Here is an 18,291-nt window from a genome sequence, read left to right as displayed (position 1 = left end):
CGGATGACTGAGGCCGGAAGCGCCGGACACACCAGCCGTTTGGCGGGGGCGACCTCGCCGTACCTGCGTGCCCACGCCGACCAGCCGGTCGATTGGTACCCGTGGGGCCCGGAGGCTTTTGCAGAGGCCAAACGGCGCGATGTGCCGGTCATGGTGTCGATCGGCTACTCCACCTGTCACTGGTGTCACGTCATGGCGCGGGAGTCCTTCAGTGACCCCGCAATCGCGGCGCAGATCAACGAACACTTCGTTGCGGTCAAGGTCGATCGCGAGGAACTCCCCGCCGTCGACGAGCAGTACATGAACGCGCTGCAGGCCATGCGCGGTCATGGCGGCTGGCCGCTGACGGCGTTTGCCGATGCCGACGGGGTGCCGTTCTTCCTGGGCACCTATTTCCCACCGCAGCCGCGCATGGGTCAGCCGTCGTTTTCCATGGTCCTGCAGGCTGTTGCCAACACGTGGCAGGAGCGGCGGGAGCAGGTTGCGGACATCACGGCGAAGATGCGCTCAACTCTTGAACAGCTGGCGGCTGGCCCAGAATCCGCGCAGACTCAAGCGCAAGCTGCACAGACCGGGGCACCGGGGCAGGCCTGCCCTGCTGACTCAGCCGCGCAGACCGACCAGCGGCACCTCGACCGCTCTTTCGCCGACGCGGTCTCCCCCGACATTCTGGGCGCCCAGCACTGGGCGCTCATGGACGAAGCCGATGCCACAAACGGGGGTTTCGGTTCCGCACAGAAGTTCCCGCCGCTCATGTCGCTCATGGCTCTCATCAAGAGCCACCACCGTGGTCCGGAACGGCTGACGTTCATCCGCCGCACGTTCTTATCGATGGCTTCACGCGGTCTGCGCGACCACGTTGCCGGCGGGATTTTCCGCTACTGCGTCGACCCGCACTGGTCGGTGCCGCACTTCGAGAAGATGCTGTACGACAACGCTCTCTACCTGCGGGCGACCTCCGCGTGGTTTGGGCTGGAAGAGTCGCTGGAGCCCGGTTCCCGCTGGGCTCGGCTAGCCCGCCGCGAGGCCTATGACACCGCCGAATTCCTGCTGCGGGACATGCGCCTGGATTCCGGCGGCTTTGCCACTGCGCTTGACGCCGATTCTCTCGATGCGCACGGGCAGCCGGCCGAGGGCGCCTACTATCTGGAAGATCACGAGGTGGAGCTCACCGGATCTCCCTACGCACCTGTTCTGTCGGAAGAGCTGGGCTTTGTGCTCCACGCTCCGGGAATTGAACAGTGGGCTGAGAATGTTGAGGCTGGCCAGAACAGCGATGACAGCCAGTCGGAACCATGGCTGACAGAGACAGCGCTGACTGCCCGCGAACGCCTGCTGCGAGCGCGCGAAGACCGCTTCGCCCCTTTGCGTGATGACAAGCTCATCACGGCGCACACCGCTATGACGGCATCGGCTTTTGCATTTGCTTCAGCTGTTTTTGTCGAGCCCGAATGGCTTAGCGCCGCTGAAGAAGCATTTGCCGCTGCCGCAGCTTTGCGCACGGACACCGGTTTGGCCCGCTCTGCCTTTCAGGGTGAGCCCGGTCCAGGTGCGGCGGGGCTTGCGGACTGGGCACAGCTGGCGGGAGCCGCGGCGGAACTGGGCAAAACCAGCGTGGCTCAGGAGCTTCTCACCGAGCTCAGCGAGCGCTTCCTCGAAGGCACCGTACGGGACTACGAACACGATCCCCTGCTGACCACAGTCGGGATGAGCGCATTTGATGACACCGAGCCGTCGGGTGTGGCAGCTGCCGCCCACGCGGCTCTGTGCTTGGGTCTGCTGGATGAAACAGCTGACGGTCCGCAGTGGCTGCTGACGGCACAGCGGTTGGTGCTTGCGGCATCGGACATCATGTACCGCGCACCGCGGGCGGCCGGCTGGCTGCAGGTGACGGCAGAAGGACTGCTCAACGCCGTACGGGTTGAAAGCGACGACCCCCACCTGCTGAGCATCGGCGCCCGCCACCCAGTGACGACCGTGCTCAGCAGGCAGGCCCCCGGAAGTGCGGCTGGCCAGCCGCAGACCGGCACGGCAACCGTGTGCCGTGGTTACGAGTGCAGCCTGTCCACAGCGGATCCGCAGCAGGTGCGACGGTTGCTGGACGGCACCTCGTCATAGAAAACGAGCGCCTCGTCATAGAAGAGCGGGCGAGGCAGATGGCCTGCCCCGCCCGCTCTGTACGCCCGAATGTCAGACCGTGGCGGTTTCAGCGGATTCGTCGAACACGATCACCTGGCGGATGGCGCGCCCGTCGGCCAGCTGGTCCATGGCCTCGTTGATTTCGGACAGGCGGATGCGCGAGGAGATCAGCTCATCCACCGGCAGCTTGCCCTCCAGGTACAGCTTCGCGTAGGTCGGGATGTCACGGGACGGCACCGCCGAACCCAGGTAGGAGCCCTTGACTTCGCGAGCCCCGGCGGTCAGTGCCAGGGGCGCAATTGTCGAGGTGGCTGCCGGGTTGGGCAGGCCGACCGTCACCATGGACCCGCCGAAGCCGATCGCGCTGTAGGCGGTCTCGAAGGCTTTGGCGTTGCCGGCAGCTTCGATGACCCTGTCGGCGGTGATGCCCTGTTCGGCGACTTCCTGAGGTGTGAAAACGCGGTCAGCACCGAGTTCCTTGGCGCGCTCGAGTTTTTCCTCAAGGGCGTCGACGGCGATGACCTCTTTGACGTCTTGAGCCAGCGCCACGATGAGGGCAGCCATGCCGACACCGCCCAGACCGACGATCATGACGGAGTCTTCCGGGCCGGGCTTGGCGGCGTTGAGCACCGCCCCTCCCCCGGTCAGCACGGCACAGCCGAGCACTGCCGCGATGTCTGCCGGAAGTTCCGGCGGCACAACGACCGCGCTGGCGGCGTCGACAACCGCGTGGGTGGCAAAGCCGCTTACACCCAGGTGGTGGTAAACGTTCTCGCCGTCACGAGTCAGGTGGGCCGAACCGTGCAGCAGAACGCCGTCGTTGTTGGTCTTCGAACCAACAGAGCACGGGAGTTTGCCGTCTGTGCGGCACTCGCGGCATTCGCCGCAGCGCGGCAGGAACGACATGCTGACCCGGTCGCCCACAGAAATGCCTTCGACGTCGCTGCCGATCTCTTCGACAATGCCCGCCGACTCGTGCCCCAACAGCATGGGTGTAGGGCGGGGGCGGTTGCCGTCGACCACCGAAAGGTCAGAGTGGCAGACACCCGCCGCTTCGATCCGCACGAGGATTTCAGTGGGTCCCGGGCCTGCCAGTTCGACCTCGGAAATGCTGATGGGCTGCGACTGCGCGTAGGGCCGTTCAGCATCCATGCGCTCAAGCACTGCGCCGGTGATCTTCATCGGGAACCTCCTGAATTCTGGGCGGTGGTCGCCGCATCCGAGCTCGGCGCCGGGCCGAAGGCTGCCCGGGCCAGAGCATCGCTGCCAGCGTCACCGGCACGAACTGGACTCGCCTCGAACTTCCCTTCGTGAGCGATGACCGGGCGACGGTCGCCGCCGAGTTCCGGATACTTCTCTTCGAGCTTTTCGCGTTTGCGCATTTCTTTGTGCCACCCGCGAACGAGGTCGCGGTTGCCGTTGCCGATGCCTCGCCACGTGTTTGGCATTTCATCGCGTGAGCGTCCCGCAGAGGCTGCGTTTCCTCTGTTGACGCGAGTAATCATGCGCCGAGTCGGCTCACCGCAGGTGCAGTCTGGTGTTGGCGAGTCCATGGTTTTGAGCATCGCCTCAAAACGATGACCCGCACCGCACTTCACGTCGTAAACGATCATCCTCGCCCCTTAGGAGTAGTAGCCGTTTGGCGAAATCTTCATGGTTTTGCGCTGTTCGGCATCGTGGCCGAAGATCATCTTGGCCCCGGTCTGCTCCTGGATCCTGCGGAGCTTGTCGACAGACTCGAGCCACTGAACCGAGTCCCACACGATGGCTGCGCCGATCGCCGGCGGCCCCCAGGAAGCCCCGAGGTACACCGCATCGGACGTGAAGATGTGTGTTCCATCATTGGGCAGATCAACGCGAAGGCTCATGGTTCCCCATGTGTGACCCGGTGTGTGGATGACCGAAACTCCGGGCGCGATTTCGTCGTCACCGTGAATCGCTTCGAAAGGCAGTCCGGCGAAGTCCGAAACCAGGTGCCCACCGGCACCTTCCCCCTGAATTGACTTCACACCTTCGATTTCATCGGCGTGGCACAGGATGCGCGTCTTGCCGTTGTTGAAGTCCTGAGCGTTGGCGGCGTGGTCAAAGTGGAGGTGAGACAGCACGAGGACATCAATGTCATCGGGGGTCAGTTCGAGATCAGCGAGGGCGCTGTCAAGATAGCCGGGACCCGCTGGGTCTTCTTGCACCGGGAAGAACTCCTGCATGCCAATAGGAGCCCACCTCTGTTCCCAGTCGCGCGCAACACCGGTATCCCACAGGATCTTCTGGCCGTCGGTTTCGATGAGGACCGCGTGCGTCGGAGCTTCGCCCCATGGCGGCGGGTCGTTCTTCTGGGATCGGCTCTTGATGGTGTTCCCACCTTCCAGCAGAAGCCAGGTGAGGTCGCAGTCCATGACACCGGTGGAAAGGAAATGAAGTTTCATATCGCTCATGACAGTGCTCTCTCTGTGATTCGGACGAATGTGACTGCTGTCGTCGCTGCCAGCAGTCACATTCACGCTATGACACAGAACACACTCCGCATATAGTAAGTCCTACATACTTTCTGCGGCCGAGTGGAGGTTTTCACATGTCGTCACCTAAAGCCCTGACAGCCGGACATGATCCTCACGTGGTCGATCTAGAAAAGAGCATTGCGTCGCTCGTTGAACGCAGCGAACTTCTCAACGAGGTCGGCGAAATCGCCCGCATGATGACCTCCACGCAGGACATTTCACTGATCATGCACGATGTCCTCACCAGAACGCGGCGCCTGACCGGTTCAGACATGGCCTACATTTCACTCAACCGAGGCCGCGAAACCTTTATCCGCTATTCCGTCGGCATACGAACGCAGGGATACCGCGACATCCGCATGCCACTGGGCACGGGTGTCCTCGGGCGGGCCGCGACCGGACGCGAGCCAGTGCGAACCATCAACTACCTAGAAGATCCACGACTTCTGCATCTTCCGGACATCGACAAGCGCGTGCGGGGAGAAGGCGTTCGTTCAATTCTGGGGATGCCGATGACTCTGCATGGCGTCACTCACGGCGCCCTCTTGATTGCAGACCGTCATCCCGTTGAATACAGCGCGGACATCAAAGCGGTGCTTGAGACCTTGGCACTGCACACGGCTGTCGCTTTGGAGTACTCGACTCGTCTTGACGAGGTCGAAGCCGCTCTAGACCGCCTGAACACTCGGCATGAGCTCGAGGCTGAGCGCGTGATTGACCTCCAGGAGGTCCTTCAGCTGGAAAGCAGGTTGCTGGAGTCGATTATGCGCGGTGACAGTCCTGAATCGGCGGCAGAAACAGTGCAGCAGCTGTTGGGTGCGCCCGTCACGGTCCTGCCGGGCACGGAGGAACCTCCTTCGCACCTGCATGAGCCGATTCAGACCGCGCGGCACTCCGCACAGCCGATAACCGTTGATGGTGTGACAGCCGCCTGCGGCTTGGGCGGAGGCGAACACCTGGCAACGCTGATAGTCGAAGCCGAACTTCCGGAAGGGCTGTTTCCAAGGCTGCAGCGGATCGCCACGTTTCTGGGCCTGGCAGTTCTCATGGAGCGAGCACAGAAAGACGAATCCGTCAGGCAGGATCGCGTTCTCCTCGACACACTTCTGGGCACGATCCCCCACAACCCAGAAACCAAGAGGGCGGTAGAGGAACTCGGCATTTCTACTGACCGCCCGTTCCGCCTGCTGAGCGTCTCAATCGAGAGCAGCGATGAACTCGAAGCCGAGCATTCCGCCGTTCTGCTGCAAAAGCTTCGATCTGCGCTGGTCCACACCGATCGCTCTGTCGTTGCCCGTCACCACGGCCACATCTGCGCCCTCATTCCAGAAGAAGCGTGGGTCAGGGGCATCGGCGAGCGCTGTGAAGAACTCGTGCGCAGCAAAGATTCCCAAGGGACGCGCCCGCGGATCACCGCGGGAGTCAGCAGCACGTTCACAGAGCCCGCCAGTGCCCACGAAGCTCATCGCAACGCAGAACGCGCCCGAAGCATGCTGAAGGTACTGGGGGCTTCGGGCCGAATTGCTGTCGGCGAAGACCTGGGAACCGTCGGGCTGCTCTCCGAAGCCCTCGCAAACCGACCGGATGCAGATTCACCGCTAAAACACATTGAGCCGCTCCGGGCCTATGACCGCGCCCACGGCACCAAGCTTCTGGAGACAGCATGGGCACTGGCAGAAACCGGTTCGCGCGTCTCTGAATGCGCGGAAAGGCTGCACGTTCACCCGAATACTGTCCGTCAGCGCATGGAGCGGATTTCCACCCTACTCGGAGCCGACTGGCGAGAGCCCGCGCGATTTCTGGACATCCACGTGGCACTGCGAATGTGGGCACTGGCCCACAACAGCTGAATCCCGCTCTTACAGCGTTCCGCCGGACTTTTCCTTCATCCGGGCGTCAAGACGGGCGGTGTGATCCTGATCGTGACGGCCCAAAACAAAGTGCAGGACAACGCCGATTGCCACACCCGCCAGAGCGGGCACGACCCAGCCGAGACCATCAGCACCCCACGGCAGCGCATTGAGGATCGAATCGATCACCTCGCCACCCAGGCCGGCTTCTTTCAGGCCGCCGAGCACACTGATGACAGCCGTGAAGATGACAGCCAGACGGTAGACCAGACGGTCACCTCGGAAAAGTTTCTCGAAGAAGTACAGGAGCACCAGAACCAGAGTAACCGGGTAGACCGCCATGAGCATCGGCAGAGCAAGCGCAATGAGCGCATCCAGACCGACATTGGCAAACAGGAAGCCGATGAACGAAAACACGACCGCCCACACACGGTAGGACACCTTCGGAACAAGGTCCGAGAAGAACTCCGCCATCGACGACACCAGACCAATCGAGGTGGTCAGGCAGGCCATGATGATGACAGCCGCCAGAAGAGCACCGCCGATGTCACCGAAAAGGGCACGCGACACCTCGGCAAGCAGAGCCCCGCCATTGTCCTGCTCACCCACAGCGGAACGGCTGGTGGCTCCGATGTAGCCCAGCGAAATGTAGACCAGTGACAGCCCGATCGACATGACGAGAACAACCCACGGCATCTTCCGGCGAATGATGGTCGGGTTGGTCACCCCAACACCGGCAAAGCCGGAAACAACAAGAATGCCGAGCACCAGGGCGGCAACCGCATCAACCGTCAGATAACCCTGCACAAAACCAGTCTGCAGAGCCGCATTTGAATAATCGCCCACCGGCTCACCGAACCCGCCCAGCGGGCTGATGAGCGCTTTCACGGCAAACACCGCAATAACCAGCACCAGCACCGGCGCGAGCATTTTGCCGATCCAGTCGACGATCTTTGTGGGGTTGGCGGCCAGCACCAGGGTGATGCTGAAGAACACCAGGGCATACAGCACCAGCGGCCACTGCGAATCACCCGCGTTCGGCAGAAGCGGGGCAACCCCCACCTCGTACGACACGGTTGCGGTACGCGGGATTCCGAACGACGGCCCGATCAGCAGATAGGCGATGATCGTGAACACAACACCGAAGGCGTGGCCGACCCGGGCGGACAGGCGCTCAAGCCCTCCCACTCGGGACACAGCCACAAGCGCAAGTGCGGGCAGACCCACACCGGTCAGAAGAAAACCGATCATCGCCAGCGGAAACGCGGTTCCGGACTGCTGCCCCAGAAGCGGCGGGAAAATAATGTTCCCCGCACCCATGAACACTGCGAAGAACATCAGCCCCAAGGCGATGACGGTTCTGAAAGGCACGGTCTGAGCAGTCTGATTCGGCACGGGATCTCCGTTGTTAGAGCGGGTCTGAGCTCCCCGGGGAAAAGGGTGTTTCCCCGCGGCACAGATTCGAGAACGAACACTACCCCTTTTGTGTCTCATTCCGCTTCCTGATGCCTTACTATTCCTCTCATGACAGATTTTCGTTCAGCGTTGAACAGGCATCTGGCAGGCATTGGAGCCTCCCCTATCCGCACACTCTTCGACCTTGCCGAATCCCCCGGCATCATCAGCTTCGCCGGCGGCCACCCCGACCCCGAACTGTTCGATGTTGAAGGCATCCGCGAAGCCGCGAACATCGTGCTCGACACGGTCGGCGGTGACGCTCTGCAATACGGCAGCACAATGGGCGAAAGCCGCATGCTGGCCGCAGCAGCCCGCGAACTGTCCCGCAAAGGACTGCCCACAGAACCCGAAGACGTCGTCATCACCTCGGGATCCCAGCAGGGACTCGGGCTGATCGCCCAGACCCTCTTCAACGAGGGCGATGTTCTACTGGTGGAAAACCCCACCTACATGTCCGCCATCCAGGCCTTCGGACTGCAGGGTGTGGACTTCCAGCCCGTTCGGGTAGACGAAGACGGCGCCGACCCGGACCACCTTGCCGAACAGATCCGCAAACACCAGCCGCGCGGGGTCTACCTGATCCCCACCTTCCAAAACCCCACCGGCGTGACAATGCCGCAGTCCCGCCGCGAACAGGTCGCCGACATCATCGCCGAAAGCGAAACCTGGCTGATCGAAGACGACCCCTACTCAGCCCTGTGGTTCGACCAGATTTCGGACCTCCTGCCCATTTCCGCCGACCCGCGCCTGGCCGACCGCAGCCTGCTGTGCAACACGGTGTCGAAAACACTGTCACCCGGTCTGCGAGTGGGCTGGGTGCGCGGACCGCGTGACGTCCTGTCGCACATCGGCCTGGCCAAGCAGGGCAGTGCGATGCAGACGGGAACCCTCGACCAGCTGATCACCGCCCAGTACCTGGACACCACCGACCTGGACGCGAAAATCGCCGTCCACCGCGCCGCCTACAAGCAGCGCATGGAAACCATGCTGGAAGTGCTCGGCGAAATCCTGCCGGAAGGGTCCGAATTCAACCGACCGACCGGCGGCATGTTCATCTGGGTTCGCCTGCCAGAAGGCTACCGGGCCTCCGAAATGGTCTACAGCGCAATCGAACACGGCACCATCTACGTGCCCGGAAAAGAATTCCACGTGGCAGACCACGACGACCGCACCCTGCGCCTATCGTTCGTTTCCCACACACCCGAAGTCATCCGCGAAGGCCTCAGCCGCCTCGCGCCCGTCTTCGAAAAGTACCGGGCACAGGGCTGATCCCTTCGTTCGCTTCTCTCCTATTCACTCTCCCCCGCGGGGCGCAGCTGCTGACAGGCACTACGCCCCGCCGGCATTTCCATGCCTTTTCCTGCCCTACAGTGGAACCCGTTCTACAGTGGAAGAAGCGAGCGCCGACAACAGACGCATCGTGTGACCACCTCATCCCCGTCAGGAACCTTGGGAGTCCCCTATGGAAGCCTTCAACGAACTGCTGTCGACCGTCGATGGATGGCTCGGGTGGGTCTTGCTGTTCGCCCTGCTGCCGCTGGGCCTGTACTTCACGGTGCGCACCGGGGTTGTGCAGCTGCGCCTGCTGCCGGAGATGTTCCGCGTCATCAAGGAACCGGCAGGTCACGACAAAGACGGCAACAAGAACATCTCGCCCTTCCGCGCCTTCTCGATCTCTGCCGCATCACGCGTGGGCACCGCCAACATCGCAGGTGTCGCGCTGGCAATTTCAGTCGGCGGACCGGGTGCCCTGTTCTGGATGTGGGTGACCGCAATCGTCGGCGGTGCCACCGCTTTCGTCGAATCGACCCTCGGACAGCTGTACAAAGTGAAAGACGGCGCGGCATTCCGCGGCGGACCGGCCTACTACATTGCGCGCGGACTCAAGAACCCGTGGCTCGGCTCCGTTTTCGCCGTCATCGTGATCGTCACCTACGGCATCGTGTTCAACACCGTGCAGTCGAACTCGATCGTGGATTCCCTGTCCACCTCGTTCAACATGGACACCCCCGGCTTCGGCTTCAAGGCAATCGTCGGCATCGTCCTCGGTGTCGCCGGCCTGGCGATCTTCCTCGGCGGTGTGCAGCGGATTTCCAACGTCACCGCGTTCATCGTGCCGGTCATGGCGGTCTTGTACCTGTTCCTCGGCATCCTCGTAGTGATCACAAACCTGTCGGCCGTCCCGCCGATGCTCGCGCTCATCGTCCAGCAGGCGTTCACCATGGAATCCGTGTCCGGTGCCGCAATCGGCGTCATCATCACCCAGGGCATCAAACGCGGTCTGTTCTCCAACGAGGCAGGTATCGGTTCGGTGCCCAACGCCGCTGCCACCTCGTCGGCCTCGCACCCGGCCAAGCAGGGCCTCGTCCAGGCCCTCGGCGTGTACTTCGACACGATCCTCGTGTGCACCATCACCGGTTTCATCGTCCTGCTGTCGAACCCCGAATACGACGAAGCAGTCGGCGCTCAGCTGACCCAAACCGCCCTGGCTGCCCAGCTGGGCCAGTGGGCCGTGCACTTCCTGACGATCGCGATCTTCTTCTTCGCGTTCTCATCGATCATCGGCAACTACTACTACGGCGAATCGAACCTCGAGTTCATCACCAAGTCCAAGGGCGCAATGCTCGCCTACCGCCTGGTGGTCATGGTCTCAGTGTTCATCGGCGCCGTCATTGCCCTGGAGGTCGTGTGGACGGCAGCGAACATCTTCATGGCGATCATGGCGATCATCAACCTGATCGCAGTGGTTATCCTGTCTGACAAGGCGTTCACGCTGCTGAAGCACTACACAAAGCAGCGCCGCAGCGGAGAAGAGCCGATCTTCCACCAGAAGGACTTCCCCGAGTTCGACGGTGTGACCGCCTGGGACGGCACCGACGAAGTCACCACCAAAGAATTCTGGGAGAAGCACCGCCAGCAGAAGGCCGACAAGACGAACGGCTGACCCTCCAACGCACAGAACAGCTGCGGTCAGCCGGCGATGTAGCCGCGAGCAAAGCGGCGCAGCTGATCGGCGGCAACGTCGAAAGCCGCGCGGTCGGACAGGAAGACGTCGTGCACGGCGTCCGGCACCCGGGCCAGCACGGTTTCCCGACCCAGCCTGACGGCGCGCCTGGCGATCCGATCAACGTCCAACACAATGTCCGAATGCGCCATCTTCGTGGTGTAGGAGGTCCCGCGGAAGCTTTCCTGGGAGATCTGCACGAGCACCGGCTCGCGGATGTTCAGGCCTGCCGCGACCTCCTTGTGTCCGTCGAACACCGCGCGCAGCCACTGCCCGTAAACCGGGAAGCCGTTTGGCGGTTTGAGCGCCAGATCCCACGGCGGGGCGCCGTGATTCTCGCTGGCCGCCTGCACGTAGAAGTTCGGGATGGCCAGCGGAAGCGCACGAGGCGCCCTCTCCTTGCGCTTGCCGCCTCCCAGGAATGGGGTGGTGATCCGCCGGGCCGCCGCAGAGAACTGAAACTCAAGCCACGGCGCATTGAGAGCCAGTGCTTTAAGACGGCCCGGATTTCTGTTGGCCCACAGAGCCGCAATGAGCCCTCCCGTGGAGTGCGCCGCAAGAACTGTCCGACTAGTCGGATTCTCTGCGCTGATGATCGCGAGTGCAGCTTCAATCTCTTCGTCATAGGCCGCCAGGTCATCGATGTAGCCGGGCATTTGGTCGGGATCACCGGGCCGCAGGTTACGGCCGTAGTCCCGCAGGTCCAAGGCGTAGAACCGCGCGCCGAAGCTCGTCCACAGGCGCGCCAAACGGCGGTTGAAGAAGTAGTCTGACCAGCCGTGCAGGTAGAGAACCGCTGTGTCGCGCAGGAAATTTTCCCCTGCCGGCTGACTTCCCGATTCGTCTTCGGGCACGCGCTCCGCCGCAAGTGCCGCATCAAGTGCCGAATCGCACCGGACAAGTGTCGCTCTCTGCCCGTCGGCAAGCGGAAGGGCGAGCTGCTGAAAACCGGGACCGAGGATGTCCCGCTGCCATTCGCAGGTTTCCATGACTCAACTTTACTGGAGGGTTTTTTGACGATTTTTTGAGGATTCGGCCACAGGTGTCCGTGACTTGCATTACTATCGATGCATCTGATGTGCTTCACATCACGGCACTGGTGCCGAGATTGAAGAACATCGGGCACCCCCTGTGAATGTCCCCGACACCAATGAGACCAGATGATCGCCTACATCCTTCGGCGGGTTGTCAACTACGTGATCCTCACGGCCTTGGCAACCACGTGCGCGTACATGCTGACCTCCAGCTTTATGGACCCGGCGAAGCGCTACCGCGGTAAGAATCCCCCACTTCCCGAAAGCACCATCACCGCCAAACTCGATGAACTCGGCGTCAACCCCGACACTCCGCTCATCACCCGCACCTGGAACTGGGCGACCAACATCCTCTTCCACGCAGACTTCGGTCTAACGGTAGGCGGGCAGCCCGTGCTGACCGAAATGCTCGGCCGCTCCGTTGTCAGCCTGCGCCTGCTGATCGTCGGCAGCATCCTCGGCGCCCTCCTGGGTGTGGCAATCGGCGTGTGGGGCGCGGTCCGCCAGTACAAAGCGTCCGACAACATCATCACCGCGCTGACCTACGTCATCAACGCAACCCCGACGTTCGTCTTGGGCATCATCCTCATGATCCTCGCGACCGGATTCAACAACGCGGTGGGCACACAGCTCATCAGATTTGTGGGGCCGGCAACGCCCGGGGTGCACGGCTTCTGGCCGCAAGTGGCCGACACGATATCCCACATGCTCTTGCCCACCATCGCGCTCGTCGTGTTCGGTGCGGCCATCTACTCCCGCTACCAGCGATCAATGATGCTCGACGTCCTGGGAGCCGACTACATTCGCACGGCCCGCTCGAAGGGGCTGACCCGCAAAACCGCACTGTGGAAGCACGGTGTGCGCGTCGCCATCATCCCCATGTCCACGTACTTCGCGTACAGCTTCGGCACCATGCTCGCCGGCTCGACGTTCCTGGAGATCATCTTCTCCTGGAACGGCATGGGACAGATGGCCCTTGACTCCATCACCGGCTCCGACATCAACGCGGCCGCCGGCACCACCTTCTTCGCGGCAGTGCTCGTTCTGATCTCCTCCACGCTGTCAGAAGTGCTCTACGCCGCGCTCGACCCCCGAGTGAGGTCATGATGAACAAGAAAACCGCGCACAACGCAGACCCCTCAATCAACGCAGCACCGACCGCAGACATCGAACGTCCGGCAGGCAACATCGGCGAAGATGCCCTGAAGACAGTTGCCGACGCCAAGCCGGTGTCCCGAACCCGCCTGATCTTCCGCAGGCTGTTCTCATCACCGCGCTTCTGGATCGGCGGTTCGATCCTTGCGTTCATGGTTCTGTTCGCCGTGTTCGGCAACATCTTCAACATCTACGGGCCGAACGATCAGGACGCCTTCAACCTCAACAAGGCGCCCTCGGCCGAACACTGGTTCGGGACCGACACCGACGGCTACGACATCTACGCCCAGGTGGTCGTCGGCCTGCGCAAGTCGATCATCATCGGTCTTGCCGCCGGCATCATCGGCACCATCATCGCGGCCATCATGGGCTCGCTCGCAGGCTACCTGGGCGGCAAGGTCGAAATGGCCATCAACTGGCTGATCAACTTCATGCTGGTGTTGCCGTCGTTCTTCGTCCTGCTGCTGTTCGCCCCCGCACTCAAGGGACTGTCGTGGGTCGCGATCATCATCATCGTGGCGCTGTTCGCGTGGATGGTCACCGCGCAGGTCGTGAAAGCACAGACCAAGTCACTGCGCAACGCCGAATTCGTCCAGGCTGCCCGCTACATGGGCCTTGGCACGCCCACAATCCTGGTTCGCCACATCATCCCGAACATCGCATCGCTGCTCATCGTCGACGCCACCCTCGGTGTGGTCGGAGCCGTGCTGGCTGAAACGTCGCTGTCGTTCTTCGGCCTGGGCGTGCAGTCGCCTGACATTTCAATCGGCACCCTGCTCTCGGCGGGAACCTCCGGCGCGGTCACCCGCCCCTGGGTCTTCCTGTTCCCCGCCGCCGCCCTCGTACTGCTGCTGACAGCAGTGTCCGTCGTCGCCGACGCTCTGCGCGATGCCATCGACCCCACCTCAGGAGTGAACCGTGGCTGACACCGAACTCTCCACCCAGACCACCGCCTCGGGCGGTGCTGTAGACGAGGCTCCCGTCCTCGAAGTCGAAAACCTTTCCGTCACTTTCCCCCAGCGGAAGTCCGCCCCCGTCCAAGCCGTCCGCGGAGTCAGCTACTCCGTGAAGAAGGGCGAGTTCCTCGCGATCGTCGGTGAATCCGGTTCCGGTAAGTCGGTGTCATCCACCGCGGTCATGGGGCTTCTGCCGTCAACCGCGCAGATCAGCGGTGACATCCGCTACAAGGGCGAATCGCTCATCGGCAAAACCGACCACCAGATGTCGCGCCTGCGCGGATCGAACATCGCGATGGTCTTCCAGGACCCGCTTTCGGCACTCAACCCGGTCCACCCGGTGGGCAAGCAGATTGTGGAAGCGCTCATCATCCACGACCCCAAGCTCTCGAAGGAAGCAGCGTGGGAACGCGCGGTTGAACTGCTGCGGACCGTCGGCATTCCCGACCCCGAAAACCGGGCGAACGCCTTCCCCCACGAATACTCCGGCGGTATGCGCCAGCGAGCCATGATCGCAATTGCGATCGCGAACGACCCCGACCTCATCATCGCCGACGAACCTACAACGGCACTTGACGTGACGATCCAGGCGCAGATCATGGAGCTTCTGCGCAAGGCACAGGAAATCACGGGGGCGGCCATCGTCCTCATCACCCACGACCTCGGTGTTGTTGCCGGCTACGCCGACAAGGTGGCCGTCATGTACGCCGGGAAGCTCATTGAGACCGGCAGCATTGACGACATCTTCTACCGGCCTCGCATGCCGTACACCATCGGCCTGCTGCGCTCCGTGCCGAACGTCGTCACCGCCGGCAAGGAGCGCCTGGTACCGCTTGAGGGTCGGCCTCCGCAGCTGAACGCGCTGCCGAAGGGCTGCCCCTTTGCGGAGCGCTGCCCGATTGCCGTCGAGGCCTGCCTTGAAGCCGAACCGGATCTTCAGGAGGTCCACGGCGAGGTGCCGGCTGCGGAATCCGCAGTCGACCCCGAGGGTCACTTCGCGTCATGCATCAGGGCGGACGAAATCGATTCGGGTGCGCTGAAAGCCCACGAGATCTTCCCGCGCCCCGAGCCGGTTGAAATCGTCGACCGCTCCGGCCGGGAAAAGGTGCTCGAGGTGACTGACCTCGTCAAGCACTTCCCACTGACGAAGGGCGCTGTATTCCGCCGCCGCGTGGGCACCGTCCGCGCGGTCGACGGGATCTCCTTTGAGTTGCAAACCGGGCAGACGCTCGGCCTAGTCGGCGAATCCGGCTGCGGTAAGTCGACTGCTGTCACGCAGGTCATGGAGATGAAGAAACCCCAGTCGGGCACCATCACCATCAACGGCATCGACGTCGAAAGCGCAAGCCCTCAGCAGCGCCGGGAAATGCGCAAGGACGTGCAGATCGTCTTCCAGAACCCCTCGGCTGCTCTCGACCCGCGCCTGCCGGTGCTCGACATCGTGGGCGAACCGCTGACCGCCCACGGCGTGGCAGCAGCAGACCGCGAAAAGCGGGTCGGCGACATGCTGGAACTGGTCGGACTCGACCGCAGCATGGCATCGCGCTACCCGCACGAATTCTCCGGCGGTCAGAAGCAGCGCATCGGCATTGCCCGAGCACTCATCACCGACCCGAAGGTGCTCGTGCTGGACGAACCGGTGTCAGCACTCGACGTGTCGATTCAGGCCGGTGTCATCAACCTGCTGGAAGACCTGCGCGACCGCCTGGGACTGTCCTACATCTTCGTTGCCCACGACCTCGCGGTTGTCCGCCAGATCTCCGACGTCATTGCCGTTATGTACCTGGGCCGGATCATCGAATACGGGCCCGTGGCAGATGTCTACGAAAACCCCAAGCACCCGTACACGCGTGCGCTCATTTCGGCTGTACCGGTTCCAGACCCGGAGGTCGAATCCAAGCGCACCCAGGTGCTTCTGGAAGGCGATCTTCCTGCGCCCACGCAGGAATTCACGGGGTGCGCGTTCGTGTCGCGCTGCCCCCTCTACAAGCTGCTCGACGCTGACGCCCAGGCCAAGTGTCGAGAGGTCAGTCCCGAACTGCGCAAGGTTGGGGAATCGGCAGCCGCGTGCCACCACACGGAAAACAGCGGGCTATTGGAGAAAAGCCACCCTACGGTCTGAACGACCCCGGAGAAAGGAAACTCATGGCAATCAAGAAGACGCGCTTGAGCGCCCTGGTAGCCGCAACAGCGGCGGCAGCGATGGTGCTGTCGGCATGCCAGAGCGGCGACAGCGGCTCAGCTGGCGGCGGCGAAGGCGGCGGCGACCAGCCTGAACTGCCAAACGTCGACATGACGAAGGCCGAAGCCGACGAAGTTCAGGACGGCGGCGAACTGACCCTCCCCCTGACGGAATGGCCCGGCAACTTCAACATCAGCCAGGCTGACGGCGCCCTCGTCGACGTTAACGACATGTACGGTCCGACCGTCAGCGGCGGCATCAAGCTCGACGCTGAGGGCAAGGCTGAAGCGAACCCTGACTACATCGAGTCGATGGAGCTCACCGGCGACGACCCGACCACGGTCAAGCTGAAGTACAACAAGGACGCTGTCTGGGACGACGGCACCCCGATCGACGGTGAAGACCTCAAGGCCTTCTGGGAAGCCACCAATGGCAAGAAGGAGGACTACCAGGTCGCTTCCACCCAGGGCTGGGAGAGCATCAAGTCCGTTGAAGTCGGTTCCGACAAGAAGGAAGTCACCATCACCTACGACGGTGTCTTCGGTGACTGGCAGAACTACGTGTTCCCGCTGCTGCCGAACGAAGTTTCGTCTGACGCCAAGAAGTTCAACGAAGGCTTCAAGGACGAATTCGTGCCGGCTTCGGGTCCGTTCAAGGCAACCAAGCTCGACAAGAGTGCCAAGACCGTGACGATGGAACCGAACGACAAGTGGTGGGGCGACAAGCCGAAGCTGGACAAGATCACCTACCGCGTGGTCTCGCAGCCGCAGCAGGGTCAGGCCTTCGCCAACAAGGAAATCGACCTCGTTAACATCGGCACCGACGGTGACGCCTACGAAACCGCTAAGAACCGCGGCGACGCGAAGATCTACAAATCGACCGGTCTGATGTACACGCACCTGACCATGAACGCCACCCGCCCGGGCCTGAAGGACGAAAAGGTTCGCGAGGCCATCGGTATGGCAGTCAACCGCGACGTCATCGGCCAGGCTGCTGTCGGTCCGGTTGAAGCTCCGGTCATCAACGTCAACAACTACACGTTCATGCCCGGTCAGGACGGCTACCAGGACAACACGGACGGCTGGGCACAGCACAAGCCCGAAGACGCCGAGAAGATCCTGCAGGACGCCGGCTACGAAAAGAACGACGACGGAGTCTACGAAAAGGACGGCGAAAAGCTCGAATTCTCGGTTGTCGTTCCGGCTGACACCGCTTCGAACGAAAAGCGCGCCAAGCAGGTCATGAACGACCTCAACAAGATCGGCATGAAGGTCAAGCTGGACACCGTTCCTGCTGACAAGTACTTCACCGACTACGTGACCCCGAAGAACTTCGACATGGTGACGTTCTCCTGGCAGGGCACCCCGTTCCCGATCACCACGAGCGCGAACCTGTTCTACCCGGCTGAATCGCAGCAGAACTACTTCGGTATTTCGAACGAAGACATCGGCAAGGCCGTCAAGGCCTCCCAGAACGAAGCGGACCCGGACAAGCGCCTCGAACTGGCCAACGAAATGGACAAGCAGTTCTGGGCTGAAAAGGTCATGATCCCCTTCTACGCCACCCCGACCGTCCACGGTGTTTCCGAAGACGTCGTGAACCTCGGTTCGGCGCAGTTCGAAACCACGGACTGGACCATCGTCGGCCACAAGAAGTGATCAGCTGAAGCGCCGACGCTGAGGCTGAGGCGCTGGCGCTGACACGCTTAAGCGGGGCTCGGGTAAACACCCGGGCCCCGCTTCTTTGTGCCGGTAGGTTGGCGGGTTGGCACAGCGCCCGCACGCCAGACTCACGCGCTAATGCAAACTCACGCCGTAAAGCGCCACATTAACGCGTGAAAACGCATTACACCGCAAATCTGCACCACCGGGCCGAACAACGAGGCGGAGGGCCGGAATTATCGGCAACGTCCGGCTTGGTTACCGGCGGGTTGGCTGCCAGAGGGCCGAACTCGCGGCGGCTGGCTGGGCTGCCGGCGGCTGAAACGCAGCCTTAGCGGTCCAAACTCACGCACT

At 62.3% G+C, this 18,291-nt stretch carries 13 protein-coding genes; 8 read left to right on the top strand and 5 right to left on the bottom strand.

What is annotated here, in order from left to right; translation table 11 throughout:
- The first annotated feature begins 3 nt into the window (after nt 1-3).
- Nucleotides 4-2,118 (top strand): thioredoxin domain-containing protein, encoded by a 2,115-nt coding sequence (locus tag HMPREF3087_RS08605; protein ID WP_070428805.1) that lies wholly within the window; start codon nt 4-6, stop codon nt 2,116-2,118.
- 72 nt (nt 2,119-2,190) lie between these two features.
- On the opposite strand, the gene HMPREF3087_RS08600 is transcribed toward HMPREF3087_RS08605, so the two are convergent.
- The 3 genes from HMPREF3087_RS08600 to HMPREF3087_RS08590 are packed head-to-tail and all read right to left on the bottom strand — an operon-like array spanning nt 2,191 to nt 4,565.
- Nucleotides 2,191-3,321 (bottom strand): alcohol dehydrogenase catalytic domain-containing protein, encoded by a 1,131-nt coding sequence (locus HMPREF3087_RS08600; protein ID WP_070428804.1) that lies wholly within the window; start codon nt 3,319-3,321, stop codon nt 2,191-2,193.
- The gene (locus HMPREF3087_RS08595) at nt 3,318-3,752 is read right to left on the bottom strand and encodes an FmdB family zinc ribbon protein (protein ID WP_070428803.1); all 435 of its coding nucleotides are present in this window, start codon (nt 3,750-3,752) and stop codon (nt 3,318-3,320) included. The genes HMPREF3087_RS08600 and HMPREF3087_RS08595 overlap by 4 nt, the downstream gene beginning before the upstream one ends.
- A gap of 9 nt (nt 3,753-3,761) precedes the next feature.
- Entirely contained in the window at nt 3,762-4,565 is an 804-nt protein-coding gene (locus HMPREF3087_RS08590) for an N-acyl homoserine lactonase family protein (RefSeq protein ID WP_083272131.1), read from the bottom strand.
- 188 nt (nt 4,566-4,753) lie between these two features.
- On the opposite strand from HMPREF3087_RS08590, the gene HMPREF3087_RS08585 reads away from it, so the two are divergent.
- Complete coding sequence (locus HMPREF3087_RS08585) at nt 4,754-6,487, top strand: helix-turn-helix domain-containing protein (protein ID WP_176745024.1); 1,734 nt, start codon at nt 4,754-4,756, stop codon at nt 6,485-6,487.
- A gap of 9 nt (nt 6,488-6,496) precedes the next feature.
- On the opposite strand, the gene brnQ is transcribed toward HMPREF3087_RS08585, so the two are convergent.
- Nucleotides 6,497-7,882, bottom strand: coding sequence for a branched-chain amino acid transport system II carrier protein (brnQ, locus tag HMPREF3087_RS08580; protein ID WP_070428800.1), 1,386 nt, complete (start codon nt 7,880-7,882; stop codon nt 6,497-6,499).
- 129 nt (nt 7,883-8,011) lie between these two features.
- Between brnQ and HMPREF3087_RS08575 the strand changes: the two genes are divergently transcribed.
- Together HMPREF3087_RS08575 and HMPREF3087_RS08570 are read left to right on the top strand one after the other, a co-directional pair.
- Nucleotides 8,012-9,214: an aminotransferase-like domain-containing protein gene (locus tag HMPREF3087_RS08575; protein ID WP_070428799.1), complete on the top strand. Its 1,203-nt coding sequence runs from the start codon at nt 8,012-8,014 to the stop codon at nt 9,212-9,214.
- A gap of 193 nt (nt 9,215-9,407) precedes the next feature.
- Nucleotides 9,408-10,889, top strand: a complete 1,482-nt coding sequence (locus HMPREF3087_RS08570; protein ID WP_070428798.1) for an alanine/glycine:cation symporter family protein — start codon at nt 9,408-9,410, stop codon at nt 10,887-10,889.
- Nucleotides 10,890-10,915: 26 nt separating this feature from the next.
- Here HMPREF3087_RS08570 and HMPREF3087_RS08565 read toward each other — a convergent pair whose 3' ends face one another.
- The gene (locus HMPREF3087_RS08565) at nt 10,916-11,938 is read right to left on the bottom strand and encodes an alpha/beta hydrolase (protein WP_070428797.1); all 1,023 of its coding nucleotides are present in this window, start codon (nt 11,936-11,938) and stop codon (nt 10,916-10,918) included.
- Nucleotides 11,939-12,109: 171 nt separating this feature from the next.
- Here HMPREF3087_RS08565 and HMPREF3087_RS08560 point away from each other — a divergent pair, with 171 nt between their 5' ends.
- The 4 genes from HMPREF3087_RS08560 to HMPREF3087_RS08545 are packed head-to-tail and all read left to right on the top strand — an operon-like array spanning nt 12,110 to nt 17,934.
- A complete protein-coding gene (locus HMPREF3087_RS08560) occupies nt 12,110-13,090 on the top strand; it encodes an ABC transporter permease (RefSeq protein ID WP_019174325.1) in 981 nt (326 codons plus the stop codon).
- Nucleotides 13,087-14,064, top strand: a complete 978-nt coding sequence (locus HMPREF3087_RS08555) for an ABC transporter permease (RefSeq protein ID WP_256173081.1) — start codon at nt 13,087-13,089, stop codon at nt 14,062-14,064. The genes HMPREF3087_RS08560 and HMPREF3087_RS08555 overlap by 4 nt, the downstream gene beginning before the upstream one ends.
- A complete protein-coding gene (locus HMPREF3087_RS08550; RefSeq protein WP_070428796.1) occupies nt 14,057-16,216 on the top strand; it encodes an ABC transporter ATP-binding protein in 2,160 nt (719 codons plus the stop codon). Before HMPREF3087_RS08555 ends, HMPREF3087_RS08550 begins: the two co-directional genes overlap by 8 nt.
- 23 nt (nt 16,217-16,239) lie before the next feature.
- The gene (locus HMPREF3087_RS08545; protein WP_070428795.1) at nt 16,240-17,934 is read left to right on the top strand and encodes an ABC transporter family substrate-binding protein; all 1,695 of its coding nucleotides are present in this window, start codon (nt 16,240-16,242) and stop codon (nt 17,932-17,934) included.
- Nucleotides 17,935-18,291: the final 357 nt, after the last annotated feature.

The sequence above is a fragment of the Brevibacterium sp. HMSC22B09 genome (assembly GCF_001806795.1).
Lineage (GTDB): Bacteria > Actinomycetota > Actinomycetes > Actinomycetales > Brevibacteriaceae > Brevibacterium > Brevibacterium ravenspurgense.
This window is presented reverse-complemented; position numbering and strand designations above follow the sequence as displayed.

Excerpts from the sequence above, each read along its gene's own strand:
- HMPREF3087_RS08605 (WP_070428805.1), top strand. The coding sequence starts at position 4 with ATGACTGAGGCCGGAAGCGCCGGACACACCAGCCGTTTGGCGGGGGCG.
- HMPREF3087_RS08600 (WP_070428804.1), bottom strand. The coding sequence starts at position 3,321 with ATGAAGATCACCGGCGCAGTGCTTGAGCGCATGGATGCTGAACGGCCC.
- HMPREF3087_RS08595 (WP_070428803.1), bottom strand. The coding sequence starts at position 3,752 with ATGATCGTTTACGACGTGAAGTGCGGTGCGGGTCATCGTTTTGAGGCG.
- HMPREF3087_RS08590 (WP_083272131.1), bottom strand. The coding sequence starts at position 4,565 with ATGAAACTTCATTTCCTTTCCACCGGTGTCATGGACTGCGACCTCACC.
- HMPREF3087_RS08575 (WP_070428799.1), top strand. The coding sequence starts at position 8,012 with ATGACAGATTTTCGTTCAGCGTTGAACAGGCATCTGGCAGGCATTGGA.
- HMPREF3087_RS08570 (WP_070428798.1), top strand. The coding sequence starts at position 9,408 with ATGGAAGCCTTCAACGAACTGCTGTCGACCGTCGATGGATGGCTCGGG.
- HMPREF3087_RS08565 (WP_070428797.1), bottom strand. The coding sequence starts at position 11,938 with ATGGAAACCTGCGAATGGCAGCGGGACATCCTCGGTCCCGGTTTTCAG.
- HMPREF3087_RS08560 (WP_019174325.1), top strand. The coding sequence starts at position 12,110 with ATGATCGCCTACATCCTTCGGCGGGTTGTCAACTACGTGATCCTCACG.
- HMPREF3087_RS08555 (WP_256173081.1), top strand. The coding sequence starts at position 13,087 with ATGATGAACAAGAAAACCGCGCACAACGCAGACCCCTCAATCAACGCA.
- HMPREF3087_RS08545 (WP_070428795.1), top strand. The coding sequence starts at position 16,240 with ATGGCAATCAAGAAGACGCGCTTGAGCGCCCTGGTAGCCGCAACAGCG.